This is a genomic window from Anaerococcus porci (assembly GCF_034090325.1).
Taxonomy (GTDB): domain Bacteria; phylum Bacillota; class Clostridia; order Tissierellales; family Peptoniphilaceae; genus Anaerococcus; species Anaerococcus porci.
Genome location: NZ_JAXDSU010000089.1, coordinates 1 through 26,486, shown reverse-complemented (window position 1 = coordinate 26,486; position 26,486 = coordinate 1). Strand labels below are relative to the sequence as shown.

Here is a 26,486-nt window from a genome sequence, read left to right as displayed (position 1 = left end):
GTTGTTGTTCCTGTAAGAAGTTTTCCTATTTTGACTAATTCTAGTTGTCCTTTTTGATGTATATTTCCTAAGGTTATTTTGATTTTGAATTCATTGTTTTCTTCTACGTTTTCTACTGAGATTATGTCTGGATGTTTTTTTTCATATTGATATGAAGCACATTCAGAGCCTGTCTTATTGCCGAGTATGTTAAAGTAGAATGGCTTTGACATAATACTGTATCATCTGTTTTTTATGGATTCGGCTTTTTCTATTAGTTCATATTCACCTAGTGGAAGCTCTTTTGGTTTTTCTTCTTTTTTTGTCATCGTTCTTTTCTTCTTTTGATGGCTTAGATAGGGTGGATGGTATTATTTCATCTGAGTTTTCTTTAACATCATTTTTTTAGCTTTTATAGAGTCTAAGTCTTTTGTGTTTCGATTGAATTGTGTAATTAATATTTTTGTGATTGATTAATTAAGTCGTTAGCTTTGCACTCTTGTGCGTGTGCTTGGGGTACTGCTAATAGTCCTAATAATAGGAGTAATGCTGGTGTTATTATTTTCTTTTTCATATAAATTTATCCTTTCGCAATCCTAATTATGTCTACATTATATATATTGTCAATTTGAATAATATTTCTAAATTAAATAAAAGTATATTTTAAAAATAAATCTATTAAAAATAATTGAAAATATTTACGATAAATTTTAATTCAAAATTCATACAAGAATTTCTATATTAAAATTTGCCTACAACAACTCTATATAAAAAACGCGCCCTTTACAATTAAATTTGTAAAAGACGTTTTGATAAAAACTACGTTTTTTTTAAATCCTTGGAAGGATTTTGGAATGGAACTAGCTTTATTTTAATCATTTTTAATTATTATATACCATCATAATTAGCTGAATTTAAGCTTTTCCCTTTCAAATTATATTATATATTTATTCTATATCAATATCATTTTTCAGGCAATTATTTTACCACTTTTTATCTATAATATTATAGAATTTATGCTAGCACCTATTACTAATTTTTGATATTGTTCATGTACTTTTCTTATTTATCCATAATGTAAAAAAGTCTTATGTAAACAAGACGTTTGCATAAGACTTACTTATTATCAACTTTTCTATCTTTTATCATTTTTGTTTTAGAAAATTCTTCTCTTTCTTTTTCTTCAATTTGACTAGAAATAGATTTAATTGTTTTGTTATAATTTGGTATTTGAACTTTTTCAAGACTATTAACCTTTTTTGAGGTTTTTTTAATCTCTTTATCAAGATTATTAATAGTTGTATCAAGCTCAGCTAACTTATACACCTTACTCTTTAATTCATTTAATGAAATTAAGGCTAGGTCAAATAAAGAGTTTGTTAAACTTAATGAATAAGATAAATCAAGCTTTTTTTCTTCAAAACTTATCTCATAAATTTTCGTTTGCATAAATTTTCTATTTATTAAAGATATTGAATTATCTAATGGTACTGATAAAGCTATTGATTTAAGCTTATCCTCCCCTATAGTTGCACTTGCTTTTTTAATTGCTTTTTTTACATCTTTAATTGATGAATTTACTATATCATTCAACTCGTTTCTTTGATCAATTTTAGCATTATACTGACTAATAAGAGCCTTTCTCTTCTTATCTAAAATATCATAGCCCTCATTGATAAGGTCAAGCTGGGCTTTAGCTTTCATTAGATTGGCTTTGGTTGGTGCAAGCTTAGTCTCTGTCATTATTTCCACCCAAGAATTTTGCTTTATTTTTATCACTTACTCTATGAAGTTGATCTAGAGGAAGTATTTTAAGAATATCCCAACCTAAATCTAATGATTCTTCTATAGACCTATTTTCATATTGATCTTGGCTTAAGAACTTATTTTCAAATACCTTACCAAATTCCAAAAATTTCTTATCAACATCTGAAAGATCATCCTCACCAACTATTTGTGAAATATTTCTAATTTCTTGAACCTTAGAATAAGATTCATATAACTGATTCATCAAATCATCATGATCATCCCTTGTATATCCTTCTCCTATCCCATCTTTCATAAGTCTTGATAAAGATGGAAGAACATTTATTGGAGGATATATCCCTTTTTGATTAAGTCCCCTATCTACTACAATTTGACCTTCTGTGATATATCCAGTCAAATCTGGAATAGGATGGGTTATATCGTCATTTGGCATAGTTAGTATAGGGATTAAGGTTACTGATCCATTTATCCCTTTTATCATACCAGCTCTTTCATATAAAGAGGCTAAATCTGAGTAAAGATATCCTGGATAACCCTTACGTGATGGCACCTCTTGCCTAATAGATGACACTTCACGTAAAGCTTCTGCATATGATGTAATATCAGTTATTATTACTAAAACATGTTTATTTTTTTCAAATGCTAAGTATTCTGCAGCTGTTAGAGCACATTTTGGTGTTATAAGTCTTTCCATTATTGGATCATCCGCAAGATTTTCATACATAACTACCTTGTTTTTTACACCTGCCTTGGTAAAGGCATCATCAAAGAACATTGCTTCATCCTTTTTTATCCCCATTGCCGCAAATACAAAACAAAAGTCTTCATCGGTCTTAAGTTTTGCTTGTCGTACAATTTGGGCAGCTATTTCGTTATGTGGCATTCCAGATCCTGAAAATATAGGTAGTTTTTGACCACGTATTAATGTTGTTAGTATATCAATTGATGATATACCTGTTTGGATAAAATTTCTTGGATATTGTCTTGTTACAGGATTTAAAGGTTTACCTTCTACAGAATAAAACTTATCAGAGTAGATTTCTCCACCATTATCAATTGGTCTTGCTACACCATTAAAAGTTCTGCCTAATATTGACTCATTTAATGGAATCTCTAAGGGTTTTTCATTAAATTCAACAACTATATCATAAATTGAGAAATTTTGAGTATCACCAAAAACTTCAACTGTTACTGTGTCTTCATCTATTTTTACAACTTGTCCTATAAATTCTTGACCAAGTGTATTTATCTTTACCACAGCACTATAAGCAATATCTGAAACTTTTTCTAACTCTATAATTGATGCTTCTATTTTTTTAATTCTTGTATATTCTTTTATCATAGTTCACCCTCTTTTAGACTTTGAAAATAAGAACGGATATTGTTATTTAACTCAATAAATTTATCTGTTTCATCATTTTTAATATTATATTTCATGCCATTAAGCTCTGAAATTAAGTCTTTATTGTAAATGTCCTTATAAGATATTCCCCTATCAATAGCTTCAAGGGAATAGTTATAATAAGCTTCTATAGCCTTTAGCATTAAAACTTGCTTTTCTAATGGCACATACTTATCTATATCATTAAAAGCATTTTGTTGAAGATAGGCAATTTTTATAATACTTGCCACATCTAATAGATTTTTTTGCTTATCACTTAAAGCATCTTTTCCAACAAGCATTACTATAGATTGAAGCTTATCTTCTTCAGTAAGTATTGTCATCATCCTATTTCTTAACCCTATAATATCTTCACCTGTCAAGTTTTCATAATAATCTCCCATTTGGTCAAGGTAATTAGAATAAGAAGTAAGCCAATTTATAGCAGGGTAGTGTCTTGAGTAAGCAAGATTTTTATCCAGACCTAAAAATACATTTACACTTCTTTTTGTATTTTCAGTTACTGGCTCCGAGAAATCTCCTCCTGTTGGAGATACAGCACCAATTAGAGTAACTGAGCCCTCACTACCATTTAAATTTATAAAATCTCCTGCCCTTTCATAAAATTGAGAAAGTCTTGAACCTAGATAAGCTGGGTATCCCTCTTCAGCGGGAATTTCTTCAAGTCTTGCAGATATTTCTCTTAAGGCCTCTGCCCATCTTGATGTTGAATCTGCCATAAGAGCTACATCATAGCCCATATCCCTAAAATATTCCGCCATGGTTATTCCAGTATAAATACTAGCCTCTCTTGCTGCTACTGGCATATTTGAGGTATTTGCTATAAGAATAGTCCTTTCCATTAGACCTCTTCCAGTATTTGGATCTATTAGATCTGGAAAGTCTTCAAGTACTTGGGTCATTTCATTTCCACGTTCACCACAACCTATATATATAATTATATCAGCGTCTGAATATTGGGCCAATTGGTGTTGAAGCATTGTTTTTCCTGTACCAAATCCTCCTGGAATTGCTACAGTTCCTCCCTTTGCAACTGGAAAGAAAATATCTAAAACTCTTTGTCCTGTCACTAAAAGCTTATTTAAAGCTTTTGACTCTTTAACAGGTCTTTGAACTCTTACAGGCCAATATTGATAAAGTTTTAATTCTTCTATACCGTCATTTGTTTTAACCTTTACAATAGTATCTTCTAGTTTATAAAAACCATCATCTGATATCTCTATAACTTCACCATTAACATTTGACATTATTCTATGCTCTATTATTGGACTTTCTTTACAAGTTGCATAAATATCGCCTATTTTAATTAAGTCGCCTATTTTGACTTTGATTTTTATATCCCACAGTTTTTCTTCATCAAGATTTGATAAACCTAAACCAGAAGGAATAAAAGCTCCATTTTTTGCAGCAATCCTATCTAATGGTCTTTGAATACCATCAAACATATTTCCAATCATACCAGGTCCAAGCCTTACTGATAAAGGTCTATGTGTAGGGACTATTTCATCACCTACCTTAAGACCTGAACTATCTTCATAAACTTGTATTACACCCATATTGCCATCTATAGATACTACTTCACCTATAAGTTTTAAAGAACCTACATTAACCATTTCTCTAACTTTAAGTTTACTAGCATCTTTTGCTACTATTACAGGTCCATTTATAGATTTAATTCTTGGAGTCATATAATTCCTCCATTTCTTTTTTGAAATTTTCAGCAATTTCTTTATAAAATTCGCTACCAATTTCATACTTATAATTGTCTAGTTTCTTTTCTAAAGAAAAATTATATTGATAGGTAAAATCTTTATTTCTTATAATAAAGCCACCAATCTTACTATCATCCATAGTTTCGGTATCAAAATCAAATAGTTCTTTGTCAGATTCTCTAACCGCTAAAATCAGAGAATCATCATCCTTAGATAAGCTTTCAAATATTTTTGTAGCCTCTATTTTTAATTTTTCTTTGTATTCATCACTTTTACTATAGTCAATAAGCTCTAATCTAATTTAATCAATTAGTTTATTTAAGAGTTCTTCCTTAAATTTATTATAAAGTGTTTTTTCGTGCTGAGATATATTTGCTATTTTTTCATTTTTTCTTGAATTAGCAAATTCTTCTCTTTTTTCCATGTACTTATTATATTCATTTTCTAGCTTTATTTTTATTTCACTTAAAGCTTTAGATGAATTTTCTGTAGAATTATAAAGCTGTTTTTCGCTTTTTTTCTTTTCATTAGACCAAACCATCTTTCTAAAGCTTGATATCTTTGAACTTAAATCTAGCATATTATATTCCTTACTAATCTAAAACTACTATCAAGGGTTTGTCCTTGATTTGTCTAAAAGATTCAACCTCATCTTTAATAAGTTCATAACAATCTTTTGAAAATATTATTAATGCTGTTTCCTTATTTCTAGAATATTGATTGAAATTTTTTAATATTTGATCATTTTTGTCGATAAGGCAGCCATCTATACCTCCGAGTCTAAACCCTAGAAGTAGTGACATATCCTTAGTTATAATATTTGCTTTCATTTTATGCGTAAAGAATTAATATAGAAATAATTACACCAAAGATAGCGATACCTTCAGCAAGTCCAACAAAGATTATTGTTCTACCCAAAATAGATGCATCTTCTGAAATAGCTCCTAAAGCGGCTGAACCTACTTGACCTACAGCATATCCAGTTCCTATAGTTGCAAGACCTGTTGATAAAGCAGCACCTATATATTTAAGACCACTTGCAGCCATTGCTTCATTTCCATTTGCTGCAGCCTTAACTCCATCTGGTAAAATCAAGACTAAAATCATAACCATGATTGGAACAAATGTTGATAAATTAATTTTTAAGGCTTTTTTTATTTTTTCCTTTGATGGGTCCTCATTGTTTTTCATTAAGTATAAACCTGAATAAATTGTCATTGTTACACATAAAAGTGCTAAAATTGTTACTAAAATCATATTTTTCCCCTTATAATTTACTTATTGGACTAAATTTATGTCCATCTCCCTTGTAATATTTACTAAACATTTCGTAAAATTCAAGCCTTAAGCCTTGGATAAATACTATCATTCCCTCTAGACCTATGATTAGAATATTACCTAAAATCAATATAATTATTCCTATAAAGCCTCCACCGACAAGCTTACTAATAACTTCAAATGCCATATATAAACCTACGTGGTTTATCGCAAAGGCTCCAACCCTTGTAAAAGAAACAAGATTTGAAAATACTGATAAAAGTGCTTCTATTATAGAAAAAGAACTTTCTACGTAATAATCTGAACCTGATTGATCATATAAAGGACTAACACTAAGTAATATTCTAGTGATAGGTTGCTTAAATATCATCATAACTATAGATAAGATTAAAAGTATTAATGATATTGTCATTGGTAGTGGATTAATATTTACTATATTAAGTATTATCATAATAAATGATATCATCATTATGAGTCCTGCTATTCCCTCTTTACCAAAAATACCCTCTTCTAAATCTTTTTGTTTGACTAACTTATTATATATTCCGATAAGATATGATATTATTAATAAAATAATACCAAATCCTACAGATGCTGCTAAAACTTTTATTATATTATCAAATGGTTTTATAAGCAGAGTTGGTATCAAAGTTTCAATTCCAAAGAATGAACCATACATAAGACCAAAAATTGATGCTGATATTCCAATCCTTCTAATAAGTTGACCAAAAACTTCATTTTTCTTTCCTATAAAGAAGCTAGCTAATATAAAAACTAAACCTTGTCCTAGATCACCGAACATCATTCCATATAAAAGCATATATGTAATGGCAAAAAATCCTGTAGGATCTACTTCATTATAATTTGGAGCACCATACATATTTACTAAAAATTCAAATGGCTTAAATATTTTATTATTCTTCAGCTTAGTAGGTGGATTGGCTATTGTTTCCTTATTTTTTTTTTGGTCGATCAAGCTGTCTTCATACTTATCGACTGTATCTTTTAATATCTTAAATTTTGATTCAGGAACCCAGCCTGAAAGGTAAAAATATTTATTTCCTCTAAGCATCTTTTCTTTAAGTTTTGAAGATTTTTTATAATAATCTATTGTTTTTGGGATATTTTCCAAATCAGCTAAATTATCATTTTTTATCTTACTGAGGCTCTTATCTAATTCTTTTAGTTTCCTTTTATTCTCTTCATACTCTTTTCTAAGACTTTCCATATCTGTCCCATTTTCTATCTCTTTATCAATAAAACCCAAGGAAGATATTGTTCTATTTACTTCATCCTCAACATTTTTAGGATATACTAAAAGATAATCCTCATTTGACTGATCTATATTCTTACTTTTTGGACTATTTTTATATTTATCTTTAAAACCTAATTTTTCTAATAATTTCATATAACCTCCTTTCTATTTAATTATCTTTTGGAAGAAGTCTTTTATAATGCTATCTTTCTTATCTTTATAAATTTTTTCAGTTTCAGACTTTTGTTGTTTATAAAATTCTTCTATATTTTTAGATTCTACATTTGCCTTACTTAGAATATCATCATACAATTTAGACGAATCATTTTTTGTCTTTTTATCATACTCCTCATTAAGTTCTATGCTGATTTTATTAACATTGGCCTTCTCATTTTCTAAAATTTTATCCGTATCATCCCTAAGTTTTTTAGTTTCTTTATCAATATTATAGATATCTCCAAGAGCCTGCTTATTTATTTCAATATCAGGATCATTTTCTTTTAAGTGAATAATTAATGATGGTATTGATTCATAATTATTTTTTAATATAAATCTACCGTCCTTGCTTACTTCACCAAGTCTATACGAAAAATAATTAAGTTTTTGTACCTTATTTATATCAATATCTTCATTTTCTAATGCTCTTAAATTTCTAATGTATTCTTCAAGTTTTATATTTCTTTCTTCTAACTTTTTCTTTTCATTAATCTTTTCATCTAATATATTATAAAGATATTCAAGTTTTTCATTATCAATTTTTTTCCCATGAGTAGAATCTTTTAAGTTAAGAAACTCTTTCATATCTTCAAGTTTCTTTAAAAAATTAGGGTCTAATTTTTCAAAAGATTCAATATTATTGAAATCTTCAGTTTTTTCAATATTTGCTTCATTTGAAGTTATTGAAAATTCCCTATTTTGAATCTGTCTTAAAGCATCAACTTGGTCAAATTCATCAATTTCTATTAAATCTTCTAAAAAACTATCTAGATTATCTAACCTTGCCATTATATTGACTAGATGCATTTTTTCTACAGCCATAATTCACCTCTCTATTATATATTTTTTCTTCTCATCTTTATCAAAACTTTCGTCAAGTTCCAAAAGACTAATTAGATTTCTATTAGATATGTCTATCATATCAACAATATAGATTAGTTTTAATAAATCATATTTAGAATTAGCTAATTTTTTTGAAAGTTTTGATAAATAATCTTCTTTTGCCTTATAAAAAGTTTTACTAGTTAAAAATAAATCTTTATATTGACTTCCTATTATAAAATCTTTGAAATTAATTAAATTCATATTAGATAATTTTATCAAGTCATCAGACTTAAGATATTTACCTCCTTCAATTAAATAGTTAAACATTTCATTACTATTTATATCAAAGAATCTTATAAGTCTATAAAGCATCTCTATATTAAATATATCTATTTTTTTTCCTATAAAGTCTCTTAACTCATCTCTTTCATTTTTAGAAAATTTAGAAATTTCTTCTAAGAGGTCCCTATAATAGAATTTATTCAAAGAATTTGAAGACAAAAATATTAATGAGCTTCTATCCACATTTTCATTTAAAAATGGGAATAAGCTCCTATAATATCTAGTATTGTTACTTTTTAAAACAAAATCTTCAAAATCATAGTCTTCTTTTATATCAAAGGCTTTTGAAAACTTATTTTCTTTTATAATTTCCAAGCTATCTTTTATATGATTATTTAGCAAAGCTTGTATTATAAGCTGTAGAATTGAAATTTCATATCTAGAAATATATTTAATGAAAAATTCTTTTTCTTCACCCTTTATAAATTTCAAAAAAGAATAAAGGTTATCGTATAAATGATTTTCAAGACCGATTTCTAAATCACTTTTACTTGTTAAAGAAGATATTTCCGGATAAAATGATTTGATAATATCAAGTTTTCTATCTGTATCATCTTCGTATAATAAATCTCTTCTAATGGTCTTATCCGGTAATTTACCTAGTTTTGCCTTTGCTTTAACTACATAAGACTTCATGTTCTCCTTCTTTCTATCTAGCTTATTAAATCTCCAGATATAGTAAATGATGTGTGATCTGTAATCTTTACCTTTACAAATTTTCCTATAAGGCTATTATCAGCCTTAACATGAACTAATTTAAAGGTATCTGTCCTACCGGTCAGCACTTCTCTGTTATTCTTACTTTCAGACTCAAGAAGAACTTCAACTGTTTTTCCTAAGTATTCTTTATTTTTCTCATTAAAAATAGGATATAAGGTATCAAGTAGTCTGTCAAACCTATCTTGGACAATCATATCGTTTATTGGTGTAAGCTTACTTGCCTTAGTGTTTGGTCTAGGCGAGTATTTAAAGGTAAATGCTGAATCAAAACCAACTTTCTTACATACATCAAGTGTTTCTATAAAATCTTCTTCATCTTCTGTAGGATAGCCCACAATTATATCCGTAGATATAGATATACCTGGTATTTCTTCTTTTAATTTTAATGCTCTTTCAAGGTATTTCTCTTTTGTATATTTTCTATTCATATCTTTAAGAACTTTATTAGACCCACTTTGCATAGGTAAGTGAAAATAATTACAAATATTATCATATTTTTTAATTACTTTAATTAAATCATCTGATAAATCTTTTGGGTGACTTGTTGTGAATCTTAATCTTTTTAAACCATCAATTTGAGCACATTTTTCTAGTAGTTCAGGGAAAGTCACATTAAAATCGGACTTATTTCCATAAGAGTTTACATTTTGTCCAAGAAGTGTTACTTCCTTATATCCTTCTCTCACAAGATTTTCTATTTCTTCAATTATATGAGAAGGTCTTCTACTTTCTTCTCTTCCTCTTGATTGTGGAACAATACAATATGAACAGAAGTTATCACAGCCTCTCATTATATTTACATAAGCTTGGAAATTATTTTTTGAGTTGTAATTTACATAGTCATCTTTAACATTATCTTCAGATATATCTATGACTCTTTCTCCGCTTTCTAAATACCTAAATAATAAATCTGGTAGAGAATTTATATTTTTAGTACCAAAGATTATATCAACTTCTTTATGTTTTTTTTCTATAACTTCTCTTGCAACACTGGTTTGCATCATACAACCTGATACTACAATAATTTTTTCTGGATTTTCTTCCTTTAATCTTTTTAAACTCCCAACTTGACCATATAATTTCAATTCCGCATTTTCACGAACCAAACAAGTATTAAATAAAATTAAGTCAGCTTCATCTCTATTTTCAGTTTTTTTATATCCTATGTCTTCCAATAAGTATGAAATTCTTTCAGAATCATGTTCATTCATCTGACACCCAAAAGTAGTTATATTATATGTCTTGCCTTTAAAATGGTCTTTATAAATTTCATTAGTTTTTAATTGCATATTTCTCCTTACAGGCAAAAAAGAGATGATAAAATCACCTCTTTCTTGTACAATTGTATTTTATCAAATATTATTCATCTGAAGATTCTTCATCAATCTCAATACCTGATAGCATTTCTTCAATAGCAAATCCAATGTTGTTATTTAAATCATTATCCCCAAAGTCATCACTTGATTCCTTTTGAGCTGATTTTCTTTTAGCTTTTGCATTAAATCTGTTTTTATTATCATTGTTATCACGTCTTCTTGGTTTTCTTTCACTTCTTTCTGGAGCTTCTTTTAAAGCTTTGATTGATAAACCAATTTTTTCTTCTTCTGGATCAATGCTTAAGATTTTAACTTCAACTTCATCTCCAACATTTAACTCATCAGATGGTTTTTCAACGTGGTCCCATGATATTTCAGATACGTGAATTAATCCTTCAACTCCATCTTGTACTTCTACAAAAGCACCAAAGTCTAATAAATTAACCACCTTACCTGTTATAACATCTCCTACTTCATGTGTATTTACAAATTCTGTAAATGGCTTTTCGAGTAGTTGTTTTCTACCAAGGGAAATTCTATTCTTTTCTTTGTTTAATTTTAATATTTTAACTTCTATATCATCACCGATATTTAATACATCTCTTGGATACTCTACCCTTGTCCAAGCAATATCAGATACATGAAGTAAACCATCAAGACTTCCTATTTCTATAAATGCACCAAAATCTGTTAATCTTGCTACTTTACCTGTAATTACTTGTCCTTCTTCAAGCTCATCCCATTGTTCGTCTAATTTCTCTTCAACAATATCTTTTCTTGAAAGAACTAAACGATTCTTTCTTTCATCAATTGATATTATTTTAAGATCCCAATGTTCCCCAACAAACTTTTTAAAGTTTTTAACAAAATATGGGGCTATTTGACTTGCTGGAACAAAGCCATTAATACCCATAACTTTAACTGTTAGTCCGCCTTTGTTAGAGCCTACCACATCACCTTTAACAGTTTCTTTGTTTTCGTACGCATCTCTAAGGGCCTTCCAGTTTTTCATTCCTTCAACTCTTCTTGTAGATAAGGCTACATTACCCTCACCATCATCAAGCTTAATAACATAAACTTCTACTTCTTGACCTACTTCAAAATGATTTTTTGGATTTTCTCTTTCTTCTTCAGTCATTTCATCAAGCTTTACAATACCATCTGCACGATATTGAATGTCGACAAAAACTTCATCATCTTTTACATCAATAATTGTACCTGTAACAACATCCCTTGGGTATATTTTTTTCATACTGTCATCAATGCTGTTCATTAATTCTTCATTTGTTAAATCATCCATCCTATTTACTACCTCCTCGATAACCGAATCTGGTGTGGACGCACCAGCGATTACCCCTATTATATTAAATTTTGAGAGCTTTTGCAAAGGTAGATCTTTAACAGTTTCAATTCTAAGAACATTTTTACAATACTTTTGTGCAATTTGATAAAGTTTGTTTGTATTTGAACTATTAAAACCACCGATAACAATCATACAATCAACCTTCTTAGAAAGACTAAGACATGCTTCTTGTCTAAGTCTTGTAGCGTTGCAGATTGTGTTTTCTATTACTACATCATCATTCGTCTTCTCTAACTCATGAGCAATATTCTCAAAAAAATCAATTCTGTTTGTTGTTTGACTAACAACATATAGTTTTGATATATTTGTAATATTTTTTGCTTCAGTCTCATCTTTTACTATTATACCATTATTTACATAAGATGCCATAGCTTTTATTTCAGGATGTTCCTTATCTCCAACAATTACTATTTGATATCCATCATCTTCTTTTCTTTTGATTTTCTTATATATATTTATTAATACAGGACAGGTAGCATCAACAACATTGTTTGAATTTTTTTTAAGCTCATCCTTAAGTTTTTGACTTATGCCATGACTTCGTATAATAATATTAGCATTTGAAATTTCTCTTGCCTTATTCTCATCAATTACCTCTACTCCCTTATCTTCTAGCATCTTAACTTGAGTTGGGTTATGAACTAAAGGTCCTAGTGTATATGACTTATTTTCTTTATTACTTTCATTGTTTGCAAGTTCCACACTTCTTCTTACTCCACCACAAAATCCCGAATTTTCAGCTACTATTACTTTCATTTAACCTTCCTTTTGTATAATAAATTATGATTTTCATATATTTTCTCATAAGTTTCATCCATAATCTTGCTCATGGCATCTTTTGATTTAAGTTCTTTAAAATCAGATATTTCTATAGGTTTTTTTATATATAAGTTAGTTTTTTTTAATATTTTGTATTCTGATATTATCTCTATTGGTAATATATTTGTATTTGATTTAAGAGCAATAAAGCCTGCTCCGTCTTTCACATTTTCTCTTTTTATTTCTTTTACCCTAGTACCCTCAGGAAATATACCTAAAATTTGTCCTTTTTTCAATACCTTAATAGAATTTCTTAAAACCCCTAAATCCTTGCCATCCCTTTCAACAGGATATGCCCCAAGCAAGTCTAAAAATTTTCTCAAAAATGGATTTTTAAAAAGTTCTTTTTTGGCTAAGAAGTGTATTTGTCTATTTAATGATACAGCAACAAAGATGGGATCTAACATGCTTTTGTGATTAGCACATACTATAAATTTATTATCTTTTGGAAGATTTTCTATGCCATGAACATTTATCCTATATAAAGGAATTATAATAAATTTTATTAAAATATAAAAAAACCTATAAAACATCTTCTTTATCCATATAACTTATAATTTTACTGACTACTTCTTCTATACTTAAATTTGAAGAATCTATTACATATGCATCATCTGCTTTTTTTAAAGGAGATATCTCTCGATGAGAATCAATGTAATCTCTTTTTATAATATCGTCTTTTATTTCATCTATACTTTTGTTTATCTCTTTTTGCTCAAAACGTCGTCTAGCCCTTATTTCAGGACTTGCATCAAGATAAAATTTGTATTTTGCATTAGGAAATACAACTGTACCTATATCTCTTCCATCTAATATAATGGACTTATTTGAGGCGATTTTTCGTTGAAGTTTTACTAAATATTCCCTTACAGCCATGATTGAAGATACCCAAGATACATTTTCTGTTACAAAGCTATCCCTTATTTCTAAGCTTACATCTTTATTATTTAAATATACTTTATTATTTTTTATATCAATATTTATTTTCTCGAGTAATGATTTATTTATATTTTCATCTTTCTTAATATTGTTTTCTAGAAAATAAAGAGTAAGGGCTCTATACATTGAGCCTGTATTAAGATAAGATATTTCTAATTTTTTTGATAATTCATTTGCAATAGTTGACTTACCAGATCCACTAGGTCCATCAATTGCAATTATATAATTATTCATTTTTCCTCCTTATATCATTTGCACAAGCATATCCTTGGGAAAATGCCACTTGTAAATTATATCCTCCAGTTAAACAATCTACATCAATTACCTCGCCTACAAAATAAAGATTTGGAACTAACTTGGACTCCATAGTTTTTGGATTAATTTCATTACAGTCAATCCCACCGCTTGTTATTATGGCGGAATTTATATCTTTTAGTCCATCAAAGCTTAAGTGAAAAAATTTGATTTCTTTAATTAATCTATGTCTTTCTTCTTTTGTAATTTGATTAGCCTTTATCCGATTATTTATTTCAGATCTTTCTAATATTATATCTATAAAGGCGTTTAAAAGTAATTTTTTTAGGATATTTGATATATCTTTATTAGGATTTTTATCAAACTCTCTAAGAAGTCTATTATCAATCTTTTCAAAATCTAAAGCAGGCTTAAGATCTATATACATTCTAATTACTCTACTCCTATTAATTAAAGATGAGAGTGTTAATACAATTGGACCTGTTATAAAGTCTTTAGCAAAAAGCATATCACCAAATTCTTTAAAATCCCCTCTATTTGTTTCTATATTAAGACTTACATTTTTTAAACTTATGCCATTTAATACATTTAAGTTTTTGTCTTTAAAAATAATAGGACATAATCCCGGAACTTGATGTATTATTTTATGTGAAAATTTTTTAGCAAACTTATAGCCGTCTCCAGTCGAACCTGTCAAAGGATATGAAAGTCCTCCAGTAGCTATAACGAGTTTATCAAATTCATAAGTACTTTGACTTGTCTTAACCTTGAATTTATCATCTTTATACAAATCTATTACATTCTCATTAAGTCTTAAGTTTATATTTTTTTTTCTAATTTGTTTTTCAAATAGTTTTATAACATCATTTGACTTCTCACTTTTTGGAAATACCCTATCTCCTCTTTGTATAGATAGTTTTAGATTATTCTTTTCCATATAATCCATAAGGGCATAATTATCAAAGTTTGTAAATGATGAATACATAAATTTCTTATTAACCACTATATTTTCTAAAAATTCATCAAAAAATTTGGCGTTTGTAATATTACATCTACCCTTGCCTGTTATAAAAAGTTTTTTACCTATCTTATCATTTTTTTCAATTAAGGTAATTTCGTTATTTTCAGTTTTTGCATTTATTGCAGTAAATACACCACTTGCCCCTGCACCTATTATTCCTATTTTTTCCATACCTATTCCTACAAACACCTTAAATAATTAATCTCTTCATTGCTAAGTTTGGCATAATCTCCGCTTTTTAGATTACCCAGCTTTATTTTTCCAATTTTAATCCTTTTTAAATCTAATACTTTCACTCCAAAATATGCAAACATTCTTCTAATTTGCCTGTTAAAGCCTTGATGAATTACAACTTTATATGTATTATCTGACAAATATTCTATATCGGATTTTGAAGTAATTTCCTTACTAGATAATTTTATAGGATTTTTAAAACTCGATAATTCAGTTTCTGAAAGTTTTTTATTCACTTTAACTATATATATTTTGTCTATAACTTTGCTTGGATGAATTAATTTATTTGTTATAGCTCCATCATTTGTTATAAGCATAAGACCATGACTGTCTTTATCAAGCCTACCTGCACAAAAAAATCTTTCATCTATATCTATTAAATCATTTAAATCTTTTTTATTGTATGGATCGAAATTTGACGAAATATAACCTATAGGTTTATTTAATTTTAGGTAAAACTTATCTTTTAGTTCTAAAATTTTTCCATTTACTACAACTTCATCGTTATCTTTTACCATATAAGATAAATCTTCTACCACTTTACCATTTATATAAACTTGTCCATTTTTTACAAGTTCTTCTGCCTTTCTTCTTGAAGAAATACCAGATTTTGCAATAAATTTATTTATTCTCATCAGATTCTTCCTTAATATCTATCTTAGGTAATTCTTCTAAACTTTCTATATTAAAATGTTTTAAGAAATTTTCAGTAGTTACATATATAATTGGCTTACCTATTTTATCAAGCCTTCCATTTTCTTTTATTAAATTCTTAGATAAAAGAGAATCAATAGTTGATTGAGAATTAAGTCCTCTAATTTTGTCAATCTCCGCTCTTGTTATAGGTTGTTTATAGGCAATAATTGATAAAGTTTCAAGAGATGAGTTAGAAAGTTTACTGCTTGATTTTTTTACAAGCTTTGATATATATTTTTCATGTTCACTTCTTGTTGAAAATTGAAATTTACCATCGAAGTTTCTTATAAGTAGTCCACTAGTCTTAATGTTTCTCTCATTTTCCATATCTTTTAGTGCATCTTTTATCTCAGATTTTTTTGAATCATCAATAATCTTAGCAAGGTCGTCTATATCAATCGCTTCTCCCCATATATAGAGTATTTCTTCAATTATTCCTTTTAAATATTCTCTATCCATTAGCTATTAACTTCCCTTTTTAAAATCAAAAACTTATTTACATAATCTTGTTTTAAATAAATTTCCTTAGTCTTAACTAGTTCTAATAAGGCTAAAAATGTTCCTATACATGCATCCTTAGATTTAATTTCATTAATTATGGACTCAAGTCTTATTTTTTTTGTAAATTTTAAAGTATTTCTAACCTTAAGAACATAATCATTTACATCAAGTTTTCTTATAGTATTTATTATATCTGGTTTTTGTCTATTTTTTTCCTTAAATTTATCCATTATTTTTCTAAATTCTTTTGAAAGAATTTCTACGTCTTGGCTGATAACCTCCTCTTTTTCACTGTATTTTGACAAATCTTCTTGAAATTTGTAATAATATAAAAGACCTTTATTTTCAAGAACTTTCATATCATCTTCAACACTTTTTATTTTTTTATATTCTATTAAATATTCAAGGAAATCTTCTTCTACCTTATCACTACCCTCTTTTGGCATAAGTTTTGATGATTTAATATACAACAAAATAGAAGATATATATATAAACTCACTTAATTGGTCTATTGGAATTTCCATATTTTTAATAGTTTCCATATAAGGGTTTGTAATATCTTCTATCTTAATATCATAAATATCAACTTTTTGTTTCTCAATTAGACTTAATAAGACATCAAAAGGTCCTGTATAGACCTCTAAGTCAATATTTAAACTATTATCTTTCATCTAATATTTTTTTTGCATACATTATTGCTATTATTGTTTTAGCATCTGTTATCTCACAATTTATAACCATATTGTAAGCATCTTCAATTTTTATACTTTCAACTTCCAAAAATTCATCCTCATCAAGTTCTAATTTAGACTCTTCTAAGTCTTTTGCTATAAAAAATGATAGTTTATCATTTGTAAATCCTGGAGATGCGTGCATATCAAAAAGATATTCTATATCTAAAGGTTTATATCCAATTTCTTCTTGAAGCTCTCTTTTTGCAGTTTCAATTGGTTTTTCATTAGACTCTACAAGGCCAGCAGGTATTTCTAAGCTAAATTCATCTATTGCTTTTCTATATTGTCGTACAAAATAAAGTGAGTCTTCCCCATCATAAGCAATAATCCCAACACCTTTCATGTGGTCTACTATTTCTCTTTTTGAATATTTTTTATCTGGCATTTCAACTGTTTCTACTCTTAATGATAGTATTTTACCTTCATAAATGTTATCTACTTTTATAGTTTTTTCATAGTTATCCATAAAATCATCCTTTTCTTAATCTCTCAGCCATATCTAGCATTTCCTTAGCAGAATCTTTTGTTTTATCTGTTATATCGACTCCACCTATAAGTCTTGCTATCTCATTAACTCTCTCTTCACCTTTTAAATTTGTAGAGGAGCTTATTGTCAAAGATTTCTCGTCATGTTTTTCTATAAGTATATGATTATTAGATAAAGAAGCTATTTGAGGAAGGTGGCTTATGGCTAAAATTTGCCTTTCTTTGGATAAATCCAATATCTTCTCACCTACAATTTGAGCAGTCCTTCCACTTATACCTTGATCTATCTCATCAAAAATCATAGTATCTATATTGTCAAATGTAGAAAAAACTTTTTTAAAAGCAAGAACAATTCTTGATATTTCACCACCTGATGCAGTTTTCGACAAACTTTTTAGCTCTTCTCCCTTGTTAGTTTTAATCAAAAAATCAATGTTATCAAAACCATTTGGGTCAATTCTCAACTTTTTACTAAAATCTATCCTAAAATCAGCATTTTTTATATTAAGAGATTTGATTTCGATAATTATCTTTTCTTCGAGTTCTTTAGCCTTATTTTTTCTAATATATGACAAATTCTTTGCCATACTTTTTAGACTTTCATCTATATTTTTAATAGAATTTGAAATTTTATCTTTATAATTATCAATTTTATCAAGTTCGTCATATCTTCTTTTTATTTTATCTTTGTAAGTTAAGATTTCTTCTATATTATTACCATATTTTCTCTTTAAATCAAATATTTTTTGATTTATCATCTCAAGTTCATATAATCTTTCAGGGTTTTGATCAAGGCTATCCTTATAAAAATCTAATTCAGAGTATATTTCATTTACAGAATCTATAAGCTCATCCACTTTAGAGTTTATTTCTTTTATATTATCATCAATATTCGAAAAAGAAGAAAGACTCGATGAAAGACTTGCAAGCATTGAACTAATTGATGGACTATCATAGTCATATGAAGATAAGTGCTCTTCGCATTTTTCTATGCATTCTATAAGCTCAGTAACTGAATTTAATCTCTTATACTCTTGGTCTAATTTCTCTTCATTAATGTTTTTTAAGTCAACTTGCTCTATATCATCTAATTGATATGAAATCAATTCTTTTTCTCTTGATATTTCCTCTTGAGATAGATCAAATTCTTGATATTTTTTTAAAAAATTATTTTTTTCAATATACAAGGATTCTAATTTTTTTCTAATACTATTACTTTCCGCATCATTTTTATAAGAATCAATTATGTCCAGGTAATTATTTTTATACATAAATATATTTGTATCACCTTGTTTATATATATCAATAAGAAATTTAGACATATCTTTTACAAGATTTAAATTAGTAATCCTACCATTTATCCTTATTGATGATGACTTATCACTTATTGTTCTTGTAATGATTAATTTATTATCATCAAAAACAACATCCATTTGCTCTAATATATTTATAAGCCTATCATCAAGTAAAAAAACAGCTTCTATAATTGTTTTATTATCAAATTTCCCTATAATATCCTTATTAGCTCTCTTTCCTAATACGATATTTATTGCATCTAAGATAAGTGATTTTCCAGAGCCAGTCTCTCCTGTTATGACATTAAAGCCCTTATCAAAGAATATATGATCTCTCTTGATAATAACAAAATTATTTATAAAAAGCTCTGCTAACACCTACTTCACCATACTTCTTAAAGTTTCAATCAATTCGTCTATTTCATCAAGATTTTTAGGTGTAATAAATATTGTATCAAGACCAGTAACAATTCCACCTATATTTTCAAGCTTAGCATTAGTTATATAAAGTCCACAAACTGTAGCTGTATAAGATATAGTTTTAATAACTACAAGTTGATAACTTCTTTCAACAGCAAGAACAGATTCTTTAAATATTTTTTCCATTCTCTCATTTAAAGAATCATAAACAGTATCAATCACTGTATATTTATATTCATAGTCATCTGTTTGTACTTTTGAAATCCTAAGCTCTTTGATATCTCTAGAAATTGTTGCTTGAGTAGCATCTACACCTTGTTCCTTTAACAATCTTGATAATTGACTTTGTGTCTTTACTTCGTTATTCTGAATAATATCTAAAATTAATCTTTGTCTAGTATATTTTTTCATTTAGTCCTCTCAGTTAAATAATCAATTAAGTAAATATGAAAATCATTATTTTTGAATTTATTAATATTTTCCTTAGCCTTATTGTTAAAATCTAATAATAAGCTATTAGCTTCATCTAACGATTTACATGATAGTATATTAAGTTCATTTTTTTCATTCTTATCTAATAAATCATCCTGAATTTGAAATGATAAACCTAAATAATAAGCGTAATTTTCCAAAGCTTTTAATTTATCTTCACTTAGTCCATTTAATAATCCAGCCATGACACACGCCGCCATAAATAATCTAGAAGTTTTATTTTTATAAACTTCTAATATATAGGATAAATCAATTTCCAAGTTTCTTCTTAGGTCATATACCTGACCTTTTATCATACCATCTATTCCACTAGCTTTTGAGAGATAAAGCGATGCATCTAGAAAACGTTGCCCATTTTTAGCCAAATTTAATGAATTTTCAAAAGCCAAATTTAATAAACTATCACCTATAAGAATTGCAATATCTTCACCAAACTTCTTATGAACCGTCGGCTTTCCTCTTCTTAGATCATCATCATCCATTGATGGAAGATCATCATGGACTAGAGAATAAGCATGTATCATTTCAATATTTAATGCCATTTCAATAATCTCATCATTTAGATAACTTTTTTTAGTTAGCATCTTATAGGATTCTAAAAATAGTATTGGTCTAATCCTTTTTCCCGAATCTGTTGCATACCTTAAGGCTTCGTTTAAAGGATTATCATCCTTAAATTTTTCTTCAAATGCCCTATCAATTATTTTCTTATCTTTTTTTAAAATTGTTTTAAAATCTTCTTTATTCATCATTACCACTATCTATAATTTTTATCTTAGCCTTATACTCATCAATTTGCTTATTTAAATTATTATATATATCCATAGCTTCTTTGTATAAGTCTATACTTTTGTCTAAATTATCCTTATTTTCTTCAAGCTGATTAAGTAAAGACTTCATCTTTTTATAATTATCTTCAAATGTATTATTCATATTTTATCTGTGCTTTCACTTCTCCATCACTAAAAACTATCTTAACAAAATCATAATCTTTCAAAGAAAATTTAGAATAAATATCATAACCATCTAAACTTTTAATGGATATAGATTTTCTTCTTATATCTAATATTTCCTTGATTGAAGAAAGCTTTATATTTAAATTTTCAATCAAAGACTCTTTCTGTCCTATTCTATCGTTTAAAATATCTTTTATGCTTTTAAAAGATATATCTATTTCATTTTTTTTCTTTTCGATAAGGCTGTTAGGACTAAATAAATCTAAGCTTTGTTTTAAATATGAAACTTCTATCTCTTTAAGTTCTAAATTTCTCGAGAAAACTTTTTTTATCTCAATAAAAGAATCTTTAAAATCTTCTCTAAGTCTTTTATAATTTCTTACAAGATAAGAGCCAGCCTCAGTTGGAGTTTGTAAAGATATATCACTTACTAAATCTGTAAGTGAATTATCTATTTTATGTCCAATAGCAGAAACTATTGGTGTATTTAAATTATAAATCATCTCTACTAAATCTTTTTCATTGAAAACTTTTAAATCTTCCTTACTACCACCACCACGAGTTAGTACAATGCAGTCTAAGTCCATATCTTCAAGTCTATTAAGTGCTTTAATTATTTCATCTTTTGCACTACTTCCTTGAACTTTTACTGGATAAAGGAAAATCTCAATATCTTGCATTTCCTTATTTATTACTGAAATAAAATCAACTATTGCAGCCGACTTACTAGATGTTATAAGTCCAATATTTTTAGGATAATCTTTGACTTTCTTTTTTCTATCTAAATCAAAATAACCTTTTTTGTAAAAATCTTCTTTTAGCTTTAAAAAACGTAAATATTCGTCAGATAGACCTGAAACTTTAATATCTTTTATCGCAATAGTTAACCTTGAAGAGTATGTAGAATAAGTAAGATTTCCAATTATTACTACCATATCTCCATTATTTATATTTTCAAAGTCCTCATTTTTATAGAAAAAAATAGCACAATCTACTATATCATTATCCTCTTTTAAAGAAAAGAAAATATGCTCATGCGATACTTTTAAATTAGCTATTTCCCCTTCAATACTTACATTTTGAAATAAAGGATCATGCTTAATAGATGTCTTTACATACTGATTAAATTGTTTTACACTTAAAGACTTCAAAACTATAATCTCTTTTTAGAAATTTTACCAAGTACACTGTTAATAAATTTATATCCATCACTTGTAGAATATTTTTTTGATAAGTTAACAGCTTCATTTATAGAAACACTTACTGGAATCTCTAAGTAGAAAATTTCATTTATACTTAAAAACAAAATAGATTTATCAGCCTTAGATAATCTATTAAAAGAAGACTTTCCAATTTGATTTAGTATTATTTCATTTATATCGTTATAATTTTCTAGATATGATTTTAAAGATAAGTAGCAAAATGAATCTTCTCCTAAGTCTATTTCATGATTATAAAACGAATCTTTAATATTACTTACTTCATTTATTTGATTTTCAAATATTATCTTAAAAATCCATTCTCTTTGTTTTTTTCTATTCATTATATCTTCAAACTGTTTACTTGGACATTAACTCTTTTTACAAGAAGTCCTGTCATAGTTTCAACTTGCCTTTTTACATTTTCTTGAACGTGTTTGATAGTTTTTCTAACATTAACATCTGCCCTAAGTACTAAATTTAAATCTATAGTTACAAAGCCTTCAAACACTGAAATATTAGATGCTTTTTTAAGCTCTTTACTATCGAGTTCTTCTAATTCAACAACTCCATTTATTTCTTCTGCCGCGGTTTTTGCTATTGTTTCAATAGTTTCATTAGCGATTTTTACACTACCGTATTTAAACTCTCTAGCCATCTTTACTCCTTTTTACCTAAAAGTTAAACTCTAGATAAATATTCTCCATTTCTTGTATCGATTTTAATAGTGTCACCTTCATTAACAAATACTGGTACATTTATAATTGCTCCAGTTTCAACCTCTGCAGGTTTTGTAACGTTAGTGGCTGTATCACCTTTTATTGCTGGCTCAGTTTTAACTACTTTTAACTCTACAAAGTTTGGTGCTTCAATAGAAAAAGGTTTATTCTTATAAAATCTCATTGTTGCTGTATCATTTTCTCTAATATATGATATAGCCTCTTCTACTGCATCATGATCCACTGGAATTTGTTCAAAAGTTTCTGGATCCATAAAATAATATAATTCACCATCATTGTACAAATATTGCATATCTTTTGTACTTATTATAGCTTGTTCAAACTTTTCATTTGGATTAAATGTTACATCTTTATTTCCACCTTGCATAACAGATTTTATTTTAGCTCTTACAAATGCTGCTCCCTTGCCTGGCTTAACATGTTGGAAATCTATTACTTGATAAACATCCCCATTATATTCAAAAGTTATTCCTTTTCTTAAATCATTTGCTGATATCATAATTCCTCCTGATTGACTCTTTTTATCTTATTATACCACTTATAGAAACTTTTTTAAATTGATATGCAAATTTATGTAAAATTAACCTATATTTTTTCATATAGTAAAACATAAATCTGATATAATATAAGTGGTGATTAAAATGAAAAAAATAGGAATTATATCAGAATTTAACCCATTTCACAATGGTCATGAATACATATTAAAAGAAGCTAGAAAAATATCTCAAGCTGATATTCTTGTAAGTATAATGAGTGGCGATTTTGTCCAAAGAGGTCAAGCAAGTATTATTGATAAATATAAAAGAGCTAATTGTGCAATTAAATATTCTGACCTCATTGTTGAAATGCCTACATTTATAAGTTTACAATCTGCAAACTTTTTTGCTTATAAAAATATAGAATTATTAAATAAGATTAACATAGACTACTTAGCATTTGGAATTGAAAATATTGAAGAAAGTCAATTTTTTGATTATGCTAATAAAATTATCGATAATGAAGATAAGATAAATTTCAAGATCAGGGAATTTATGGATAACGGATACTCATATACAAAAGCTTCTTACTTAGCAAGCAATGAAATAATAGATGATACTTTATTTTTAACATCCAATAATATTCTTGCCCTAGAATATATAAGGGCTATCAAAAAAATAAACTCAAATATAAAGCCTATAGCAATAAAAAGAATTGGAGCAAACAATAGAGATTTATCTTTAGGAAAAGATATTTTCTCATCATCAACATCTATAAGAAATAATATAGAAAATGAAAATATAAATACATACTTACCTAAATATTCTTATGAAAAAATCCTTGCTTTTAAAAATGAATATAAAAATTTTCCAAAAGATGATTATATATATAATATTTTTAGATATAAAATTCTTGTAGAAAAAGCTCCAATGAATAAGTGTCTATGTTATGAAAATGGAATAGATAATCTGCTAAGAAAACTAGCTGAAAATAATAACAATTATAAAGACTTTTTAGAAAAAGCAATAAGTCAAAGATTTACAAAATCTAGAATTAGAAGACTAATTTTAAACTATTGCTTAGATAATTTTACAGAGTTGAATAATATAAACATTAACTTTTTAAAAGTCCTATCCTTTAGCGAAGATTCTAAAGTTTTATTAAAAAATAAAAATATAAATTTTGTAATTAGAAAAAAAGATGCCAACTCTTTAAATTTAGATAATAAAAAAATCTATGATAAAATGGTTGATTCTTCTAATCTATACTCTCTTATCATAGGTAGAGAATTAAACTATGATTTTACTAGACATATAAAAATCACTGAATGAAAATAAAATAAGACTCTATAATAATTTGTTTCTACAAAACTACAAGTTATTATAGAGTCTATTATAATATTTTTATAAAATTCTTAATTTTTTACTTGAAATTCTCAATATTTAATATTCCATCAAGTCTTTCAAGATAATTTTCATCTTGATTATGCGTTATTACTATTCTTGTTAAATCATTTAAGATAAAAATCAGATTTTCGATTACTTGTGCTGATTTTGGGTCTAATCCTGAAGTTGGTTCATCAAAGATTATTATCTTTACCTTATTTACTAAATCTCTTGCCAATTCTATTCTTTTCTCCTCCAGAAATAGTATTCTTATTAAGAATATTATTTTTGACCTTATTAGATAAAATTTTTAATCCAACTAAATCTATAACTTTATTATAAAGACTTACATCTATATCTTTATACATACTTATATTGTTATATAAACTATCCTTAAGTATAAAATTATCTTGAGGTATATAATATATTAAATCATATATATCTTCTTCTTTAAATTGCTTTAATGGTATATTTTCAAAAAATATATTACCACTATAATCTTTTTCTATTTTCATTAATATCTTTGCAGGAGTTGATTTCCCTGAGTCACTAGAACCTATAATAGCATATGACTTGTATTTATCAAATTTAAAATTAAGGTCAGAAAAAACTAGTGTTTTTTTATATTTGAAACTTAAATTATTTATAGTAATTTCTTGCTTTGGTGTAATTATTTTTTTAGATTTTACATTTTCACTTTTGATTATCCCAGAAAATATCTTATTTTTTATGCTTTTAGATGCATTAAGTTCTACAAAGTGTCTGAATCCATCTGCTATAGCATTTGATGATGTTGACACAATTGTAATTGCAGAAAGTATCATAGTTGAATCTAAACTATTAAAAGAAATAAGTAAAGAACATATAGATACATTAATAATTAAAGTTATCCCACTTAAAGTAGTCATTGTTTCCATTAACATTCTTTTACTTATATTCAATTTTTTAATTGATTCTAATACTTTTTTATCACTTTTAGAAAAAAATCTACAAATGATTTGCTATTTTTTGATTGTTTTATTTGTAAATATCCATCTAAAGATTCATATAATTTATTCAAATAAATCTCATTATTATTAGAATATTCCATTTGTAAAAAATTAATTTTTTTTGCAAAAATTTTTCCTACAAATAAAGGAATAAAGGATACAAATATAGCTGTTAACATTATTGCTACATGTATTCTTACCAAAAAAACAAAAATATTAAAACTTGACCAAGATACATACATGAGTAAACTAAATTTAATAAATAATTTAATCTAAATTGATCTACATCTTTATCAATAATATTTATATAATAGCTAGTATCAAATTTATATTTTGAAGTTTCCATCTTATATAAAGATTTCATATAATAATCTACTCTTATATCATCACTAATGTTTATAGTGAAATCATTAGCATATTTTTGACTTATATACATACACAAAAGATAAATTAGAAAAAAAGAGATAGATATCCCTATATAATATGTAGATTCTATAAATTCCCCATCTAACATAAGTCTTGTAATATTGGATAGGTTTAAAGAAGAATACTAAAAAAACATATAGCAAACCAACTAGTAATTAGAGATATTATAAGAGATTTTTTATTTTTAAAAATATATTCTTTAATCATGATCTTGATTCCTTGATTTTTCCTTTATATATTTATCTTT

General features: G+C 27.0%; 31 protein-coding genes. 1 reads left to right on the top strand and 30 read right to left on the bottom strand.

What is annotated here, in order from left to right; genetic code table 11:
* From SOR60_RS09295 to efp, 28 genes are all read right to left on the bottom strand, one after another.
* The coding region (locus SOR60_RS09295) for a hypothetical protein (protein WP_320595785.1) at positions 1-212 on the bottom strand (212 nt) is incomplete at its 3' end.
* 883 nt (positions 213-1,095) lie between these two features.
* Entirely contained in the window at positions 1,096-1,722 is a 627-nt protein-coding gene (locus SOR60_RS09290; RefSeq protein ID WP_154538841.1) for a V-type ATP synthase subunit D, read from the bottom strand.
* Entirely contained in the window at positions 1,709-3,088 is a 1,380-nt protein-coding gene (locus SOR60_RS09285) for a V-type ATP synthase subunit B (protein WP_320595784.1), read from the bottom strand. The genes SOR60_RS09290 and SOR60_RS09285 overlap by 14 nt, the downstream gene beginning before the upstream one ends.
* A complete protein-coding gene (locus tag SOR60_RS09280) occupies positions 3,085-4,836 on the bottom strand; it encodes a V-type ATP synthase subunit A (protein ID WP_154538843.1) in 1,752 nt (583 codons plus the stop codon). The genes SOR60_RS09285 and SOR60_RS09280 overlap by 4 nt, the downstream gene beginning before the upstream one ends.
* Complete coding sequence (locus SOR60_RS09275; RefSeq protein WP_320595783.1) at positions 4,820-4,999, bottom strand: hypothetical protein; 180 nt, start codon at positions 4,997-4,999, stop codon at positions 4,820-4,822. The genes SOR60_RS09280 and SOR60_RS09275 overlap by 17 nt, the downstream gene beginning before the upstream one ends.
* Before the next feature lie 162 nt (positions 5,000-5,161).
* Positions 5,162-5,440, bottom strand: coding sequence for a hypothetical protein (locus tag SOR60_RS09270; protein ID WP_320595782.1), 279 nt, complete (start codon positions 5,438-5,440; stop codon positions 5,162-5,164).
* A gap of 13 nt (positions 5,441-5,453) precedes the next feature.
* On the bottom strand, positions 5,454-5,690 hold the full coding sequence (locus SOR60_RS09265) for a V-type ATP synthase subunit F (protein WP_154538845.1): 237 nt from the start codon (positions 5,688-5,690) through the stop codon (positions 5,454-5,456).
* A gap of 1 nt (position 5,691) precedes the next feature.
* On the bottom strand, positions 5,692-6,117 hold the full coding sequence (locus SOR60_RS09260; RefSeq protein WP_154538846.1) for an ATP synthase subunit C: 426 nt from the start codon (positions 6,115-6,117) through the stop codon (positions 5,692-5,694).
* 10 nt (positions 6,118-6,127) lie between these two features.
* Positions 6,128-7,546: a V-type ATP synthase subunit I gene (locus tag SOR60_RS09255; protein WP_320595781.1), complete on the bottom strand. Its 1,419-nt coding sequence runs from the start codon at positions 7,544-7,546 to the stop codon at positions 6,128-6,130.
* A gap of 12 nt (positions 7,547-7,558) precedes the next feature.
* A complete protein-coding gene (locus SOR60_RS09250; RefSeq protein ID WP_154538848.1) occupies positions 7,559-8,431 on the bottom strand; it encodes a V-type ATP synthase subunit I domain-containing protein in 873 nt (290 codons plus the stop codon).
* Between the two features lie 3 nt (positions 8,432-8,434).
* A complete protein-coding gene (locus SOR60_RS09245) occupies positions 8,435-9,412 on the bottom strand; it encodes a V0D/AC39 family V-type ATPase subunit (RefSeq protein ID WP_154538849.1) in 978 nt (325 codons plus the stop codon).
* 17 nt (positions 9,413-9,429) lie between these two features.
* A complete protein-coding gene (gene miaB, locus SOR60_RS09240; protein WP_320595780.1) occupies positions 9,430-10,785 on the bottom strand; it encodes a tRNA (N6-isopentenyl adenosine(37)-C2)-methylthiotransferase MiaB in 1,356 nt (451 codons plus the stop codon).
* A gap of 70 nt (positions 10,786-10,855) precedes the next feature.
* A complete protein-coding gene (locus SOR60_RS09235; protein WP_320595779.1) occupies positions 10,856-12,931 on the bottom strand; it encodes a bifunctional 4-hydroxy-3-methylbut-2-enyl diphosphate reductase/30S ribosomal protein S1 in 2,076 nt (691 codons plus the stop codon).
* Entirely contained in the window at positions 12,928-13,527 is a 600-nt protein-coding gene (locus tag SOR60_RS09230; protein ID WP_154538852.1) for a lysophospholipid acyltransferase family protein, read from the bottom strand. Before SOR60_RS09230 ends, SOR60_RS09235 begins: the two co-directional genes overlap by 4 nt.
* Positions 13,517-14,167 carry a (d)CMP kinase gene (gene cmk, locus SOR60_RS09225; protein WP_320595778.1) on the bottom strand — a complete coding sequence of 217 codons (651 nt, stop codon included), beginning with the start codon at positions 14,165-14,167 and terminating at the stop codon, positions 13,517-13,519. Before cmk ends, SOR60_RS09230 begins: the two co-directional genes overlap by 11 nt.
* Positions 14,160-15,380 carry a BaiN/RdsA family NAD(P)/FAD-dependent oxidoreductase gene (locus SOR60_RS09220; RefSeq protein WP_320595777.1) on the bottom strand — a complete coding sequence of 407 codons (1,221 nt, stop codon included), beginning with the start codon at positions 15,378-15,380 and terminating at the stop codon, positions 14,160-14,162. Before SOR60_RS09220 ends, cmk begins: the two co-directional genes overlap by 8 nt.
* 8 nt (positions 15,381-15,388) lie before the next feature.
* Complete coding sequence (locus SOR60_RS09215) at positions 15,389-16,078, bottom strand: pseudouridine synthase (RefSeq protein ID WP_320595776.1); 690 nt, start codon at positions 16,076-16,078, stop codon at positions 15,389-15,391.
* Positions 16,065-16,598, bottom strand: coding sequence for an SMC-Scp complex subunit ScpB (gene scpB / locus SOR60_RS09210; RefSeq protein WP_154538856.1), 534 nt, complete (start codon positions 16,596-16,598; stop codon positions 16,065-16,067). Before scpB ends, SOR60_RS09215 begins: the two co-directional genes overlap by 14 nt.
* Positions 16,598-17,311 carry a segregation and condensation protein A gene (locus tag SOR60_RS09205; protein ID WP_154538857.1) on the bottom strand — a complete coding sequence of 238 codons (714 nt, stop codon included), beginning with the start codon at positions 17,309-17,311 and terminating at the stop codon, positions 16,598-16,600. Before SOR60_RS09205 ends, scpB begins: the two co-directional genes overlap by 1 nt.
* Positions 17,301-17,840, bottom strand: coding sequence for an NUDIX hydrolase (locus SOR60_RS09200; protein ID WP_154538858.1), 540 nt, complete (start codon positions 17,838-17,840; stop codon positions 17,301-17,303). The genes SOR60_RS09205 and SOR60_RS09200 overlap by 11 nt, the downstream gene beginning before the upstream one ends.
* Positions 17,841-17,844: 4 nt before the next feature.
* Entirely contained in the window at positions 17,845-19,533 is a 1,689-nt protein-coding gene (gene recN / locus SOR60_RS09195; RefSeq protein WP_320595775.1) for a DNA repair protein RecN, read from the bottom strand.
* The gene (locus SOR60_RS09190; protein WP_154538859.1) at positions 19,534-19,986 is read right to left on the bottom strand and encodes an arginine repressor; all 453 of its coding nucleotides are present in this window, start codon (positions 19,984-19,986) and stop codon (positions 19,534-19,536) included. It abuts the gene before it with no gap.
* Entirely contained in the window at positions 19,983-20,816 is an 834-nt protein-coding gene (locus SOR60_RS09185; protein ID WP_320595774.1) for a polyprenyl synthetase family protein, read from the bottom strand. The genes SOR60_RS09190 and SOR60_RS09185 overlap by 4 nt, the downstream gene beginning before the upstream one ends.
* The gene (gene xseB / locus SOR60_RS09180) at positions 20,809-21,000 is read right to left on the bottom strand and encodes an exodeoxyribonuclease VII small subunit (protein WP_154538861.1); all 192 of its coding nucleotides are present in this window, start codon (positions 20,998-21,000) and stop codon (positions 20,809-20,811) included. Before xseB ends, SOR60_RS09185 begins: the two co-directional genes overlap by 8 nt.
* On the bottom strand, positions 20,993-22,174 hold the full coding sequence (xseA, locus tag SOR60_RS09175; RefSeq protein WP_320595773.1) for an exodeoxyribonuclease VII large subunit: 1,182 nt from the start codon (positions 22,172-22,174) through the stop codon (positions 20,993-20,995). The genes xseB and xseA overlap by 8 nt, the downstream gene beginning before the upstream one ends.
* A gap of 2 nt (positions 22,175-22,176) precedes the next feature.
* Positions 22,177-22,566 carry a transcription antitermination factor NusB gene (nusB, locus tag SOR60_RS09170; protein WP_154538863.1) on the bottom strand — a complete coding sequence of 130 codons (390 nt, stop codon included), beginning with the start codon at positions 22,564-22,566 and terminating at the stop codon, positions 22,177-22,179.
* Positions 22,566-22,880, bottom strand: a complete 315-nt coding sequence (locus SOR60_RS09165) for an Asp23/Gls24 family envelope stress response protein (RefSeq protein WP_154538864.1) — start codon at positions 22,878-22,880, stop codon at positions 22,566-22,568. Before SOR60_RS09165 ends, nusB begins: the two co-directional genes overlap by 1 nt.
* Positions 22,881-22,903: 23 nt before the next feature.
* Positions 22,904-23,461, bottom strand: coding sequence for an elongation factor P (efp, locus tag SOR60_RS09160; protein ID WP_176269291.1), 558 nt, complete (start codon positions 23,459-23,461; stop codon positions 22,904-22,906).
* Between the two features lie 142 nt (positions 23,462-23,603).
* On the opposite strand from efp, the gene SOR60_RS09155 reads away from it, so the two are divergent.
* Positions 23,604-24,770, top strand: a complete 1,167-nt coding sequence (locus SOR60_RS09155; RefSeq protein WP_320595772.1) for a nucleotidyltransferase family protein — start codon at positions 23,604-23,606, stop codon at positions 24,768-24,770.
* A gap of 91 nt (positions 24,771-24,861) precedes the next feature.
* Here the strand turns inward: SOR60_RS09155 and SOR60_RS09150 are convergent, their stop codons facing one another.
* Together SOR60_RS09150 and SOR60_RS09145 are read right to left on the bottom strand one after the other, a co-directional pair.
* A complete protein-coding gene (locus tag SOR60_RS09150; RefSeq protein WP_154538867.1) occupies positions 24,862-25,062 on the bottom strand; it encodes a hypothetical protein in 201 nt (66 codons plus the stop codon).
* The gene (locus tag SOR60_RS09145; protein ID WP_320595771.1) at positions 25,040-25,741 is read right to left on the bottom strand and encodes an ATP-binding cassette domain-containing protein; all 702 of its coding nucleotides are present in this window, start codon (positions 25,739-25,741) and stop codon (positions 25,040-25,042) included. The genes SOR60_RS09150 and SOR60_RS09145 overlap by 23 nt, the downstream gene beginning before the upstream one ends.
* Positions 25,742-26,486: the final 745 nt, after the last annotated feature.

What these genes read in the sequence shown, in the direction of transcription:
- SOR60_RS09290 (WP_154538841.1), bottom strand. Translation starts at nt 1,722, where the DNA reads ATGACAGAGACTAAGCTTGCACCAACCAAAGCCAATCTAATGAAAGCT.
- SOR60_RS09285 (WP_320595784.1), bottom strand. Translation starts at nt 3,088, where the DNA reads ATGATAAAAGAATATACAAGAATTAAAAAAATAGAAGCATCAATTATA.
- SOR60_RS09280 (WP_154538843.1), bottom strand. Translation starts at nt 4,836, where the DNA reads ATGACTCCAAGAATTAAATCTATAAATGGACCTGTAATAGTAGCAAAA.
- SOR60_RS09275 (WP_320595783.1), bottom strand. Translation starts at nt 4,999, where the DNA reads ATGGATGATAGTAAGATTGGTGGCTTTATTATAAGAAATAAAGATTTT.
- SOR60_RS09270 (WP_320595782.1), bottom strand. Translation starts at nt 5,440, where the DNA reads ATGCTAGATTTAAGTTCAAAGATATCAAGCTTTAGAAAGATGGTTTGG.
- SOR60_RS09265 (WP_154538845.1), bottom strand. Translation starts at nt 5,690, where the DNA reads ATGAAAGCAAATATTATAACTAAGGATATGTCACTACTTCTAGGGTTT.
- SOR60_RS09260 (WP_154538846.1), bottom strand. Translation starts at nt 6,117, where the DNA reads ATGATTTTAGTAACAATTTTAGCACTTTTATGTGTAACAATGACAATT.
- SOR60_RS09255 (WP_320595781.1), bottom strand. Translation starts at nt 7,546, where the DNA reads ATGAAATTATTAGAAAAATTAGGTTTTAAAGATAAATATAAAAATAGT.
- SOR60_RS09250 (WP_154538848.1), bottom strand. Translation starts at nt 8,431, where the DNA reads ATGGCTGTAGAAAAAATGCATCTAGTCAATATAATGGCAAGGTTAGAT.
- SOR60_RS09245 (WP_154538849.1), bottom strand. Translation starts at nt 9,412, where the DNA reads ATGAAGTCTTATGTAGTTAAAGCAAAGGCAAAACTAGGTAAATTACCG.
- miaB (WP_320595780.1), bottom strand. Translation starts at nt 10,785, where the DNA reads ATGCAATTAAAAACTAATGAAATTTATAAAGACCATTTTAAAGGCAAG.
- SOR60_RS09235 (WP_320595779.1), bottom strand. Translation starts at nt 12,931, where the DNA reads ATGAAAGTAATAGTAGCTGAAAATTCGGGATTTTGTGGTGGAGTAAGA.
- SOR60_RS09230 (WP_154538852.1), bottom strand. Translation starts at nt 13,527, where the DNA reads ATGTTTTATAGGTTTTTTTATATTTTAATAAAATTTATTATAATTCCT.
- cmk (WP_320595778.1), bottom strand. Translation starts at nt 14,167, where the DNA reads ATGAATAATTATATAATTGCAATTGATGGACCTAGTGGATCTGGTAAG.
- SOR60_RS09220 (WP_320595777.1), bottom strand. Translation starts at nt 15,380, where the DNA reads ATGGAAAAAATAGGAATAATAGGTGCAGGGGCAAGTGGTGTATTTACT.
- SOR60_RS09215 (WP_320595776.1), bottom strand. Translation starts at nt 16,078, where the DNA reads ATGAGAATAAATAAATTTATTGCAAAATCTGGTATTTCTTCAAGAAGA.
- scpB (WP_154538856.1), bottom strand. Translation starts at nt 16,598, where the DNA reads ATGGATAGAGAATATTTAAAAGGAATAATTGAAGAAATACTCTATATA.
- SOR60_RS09205 (WP_154538857.1), bottom strand. Translation starts at nt 17,311, where the DNA reads ATGAAAGATAATAGTTTAAATATTGACTTAGAGGTCTATACAGGACCT.
- SOR60_RS09200 (WP_154538858.1), bottom strand. Translation starts at nt 17,840, where the DNA reads ATGGATAACTATGAAAAAACTATAAAAGTAGATAACATTTATGAAGGT.
- SOR60_RS09190 (WP_154538859.1), bottom strand. Translation starts at nt 19,986, where the DNA reads ATGAAAAAATATACTAGACAAAGATTAATTTTAGATATTATTCAGAAT.
- SOR60_RS09185 (WP_320595774.1), bottom strand. Translation starts at nt 20,816, where the DNA reads ATGAATAAAGAAGATTTTAAAACAATTTTAAAAAAAGATAAGAAAATA.
- xseB (WP_154538861.1), bottom strand. Translation starts at nt 21,000, where the DNA reads ATGAATAATACATTTGAAGATAATTATAAAAAGATGAAGTCTTTACTT.
- nusB (WP_154538863.1), bottom strand. Translation starts at nt 22,566, where the DNA reads ATGAATAGAAAAAAACAAAGAGAATGGATTTTTAAGATAATATTTGAA.
- SOR60_RS09165 (WP_154538864.1), bottom strand. Translation starts at nt 22,880, where the DNA reads ATGGCTAGAGAGTTTAAATACGGTAGTGTAAAAATCGCTAATGAAACT.
- efp (WP_176269291.1), bottom strand. Translation starts at nt 23,461, where the DNA reads ATGATATCAGCAAATGATTTAAGAAAAGGAATAACTTTTGAATATAAT.
- SOR60_RS09155 (WP_320595772.1), top strand. Translation starts at nt 23,604, where the DNA reads ATGAAAAAAATAGGAATTATATCAGAATTTAACCCATTTCACAATGGT.
- SOR60_RS09145 (WP_320595771.1), bottom strand. Translation starts at nt 25,741, where the DNA reads ATGGAAACAATGACTACTTTAAGTGGGATAACTTTAATTATTAATGTA.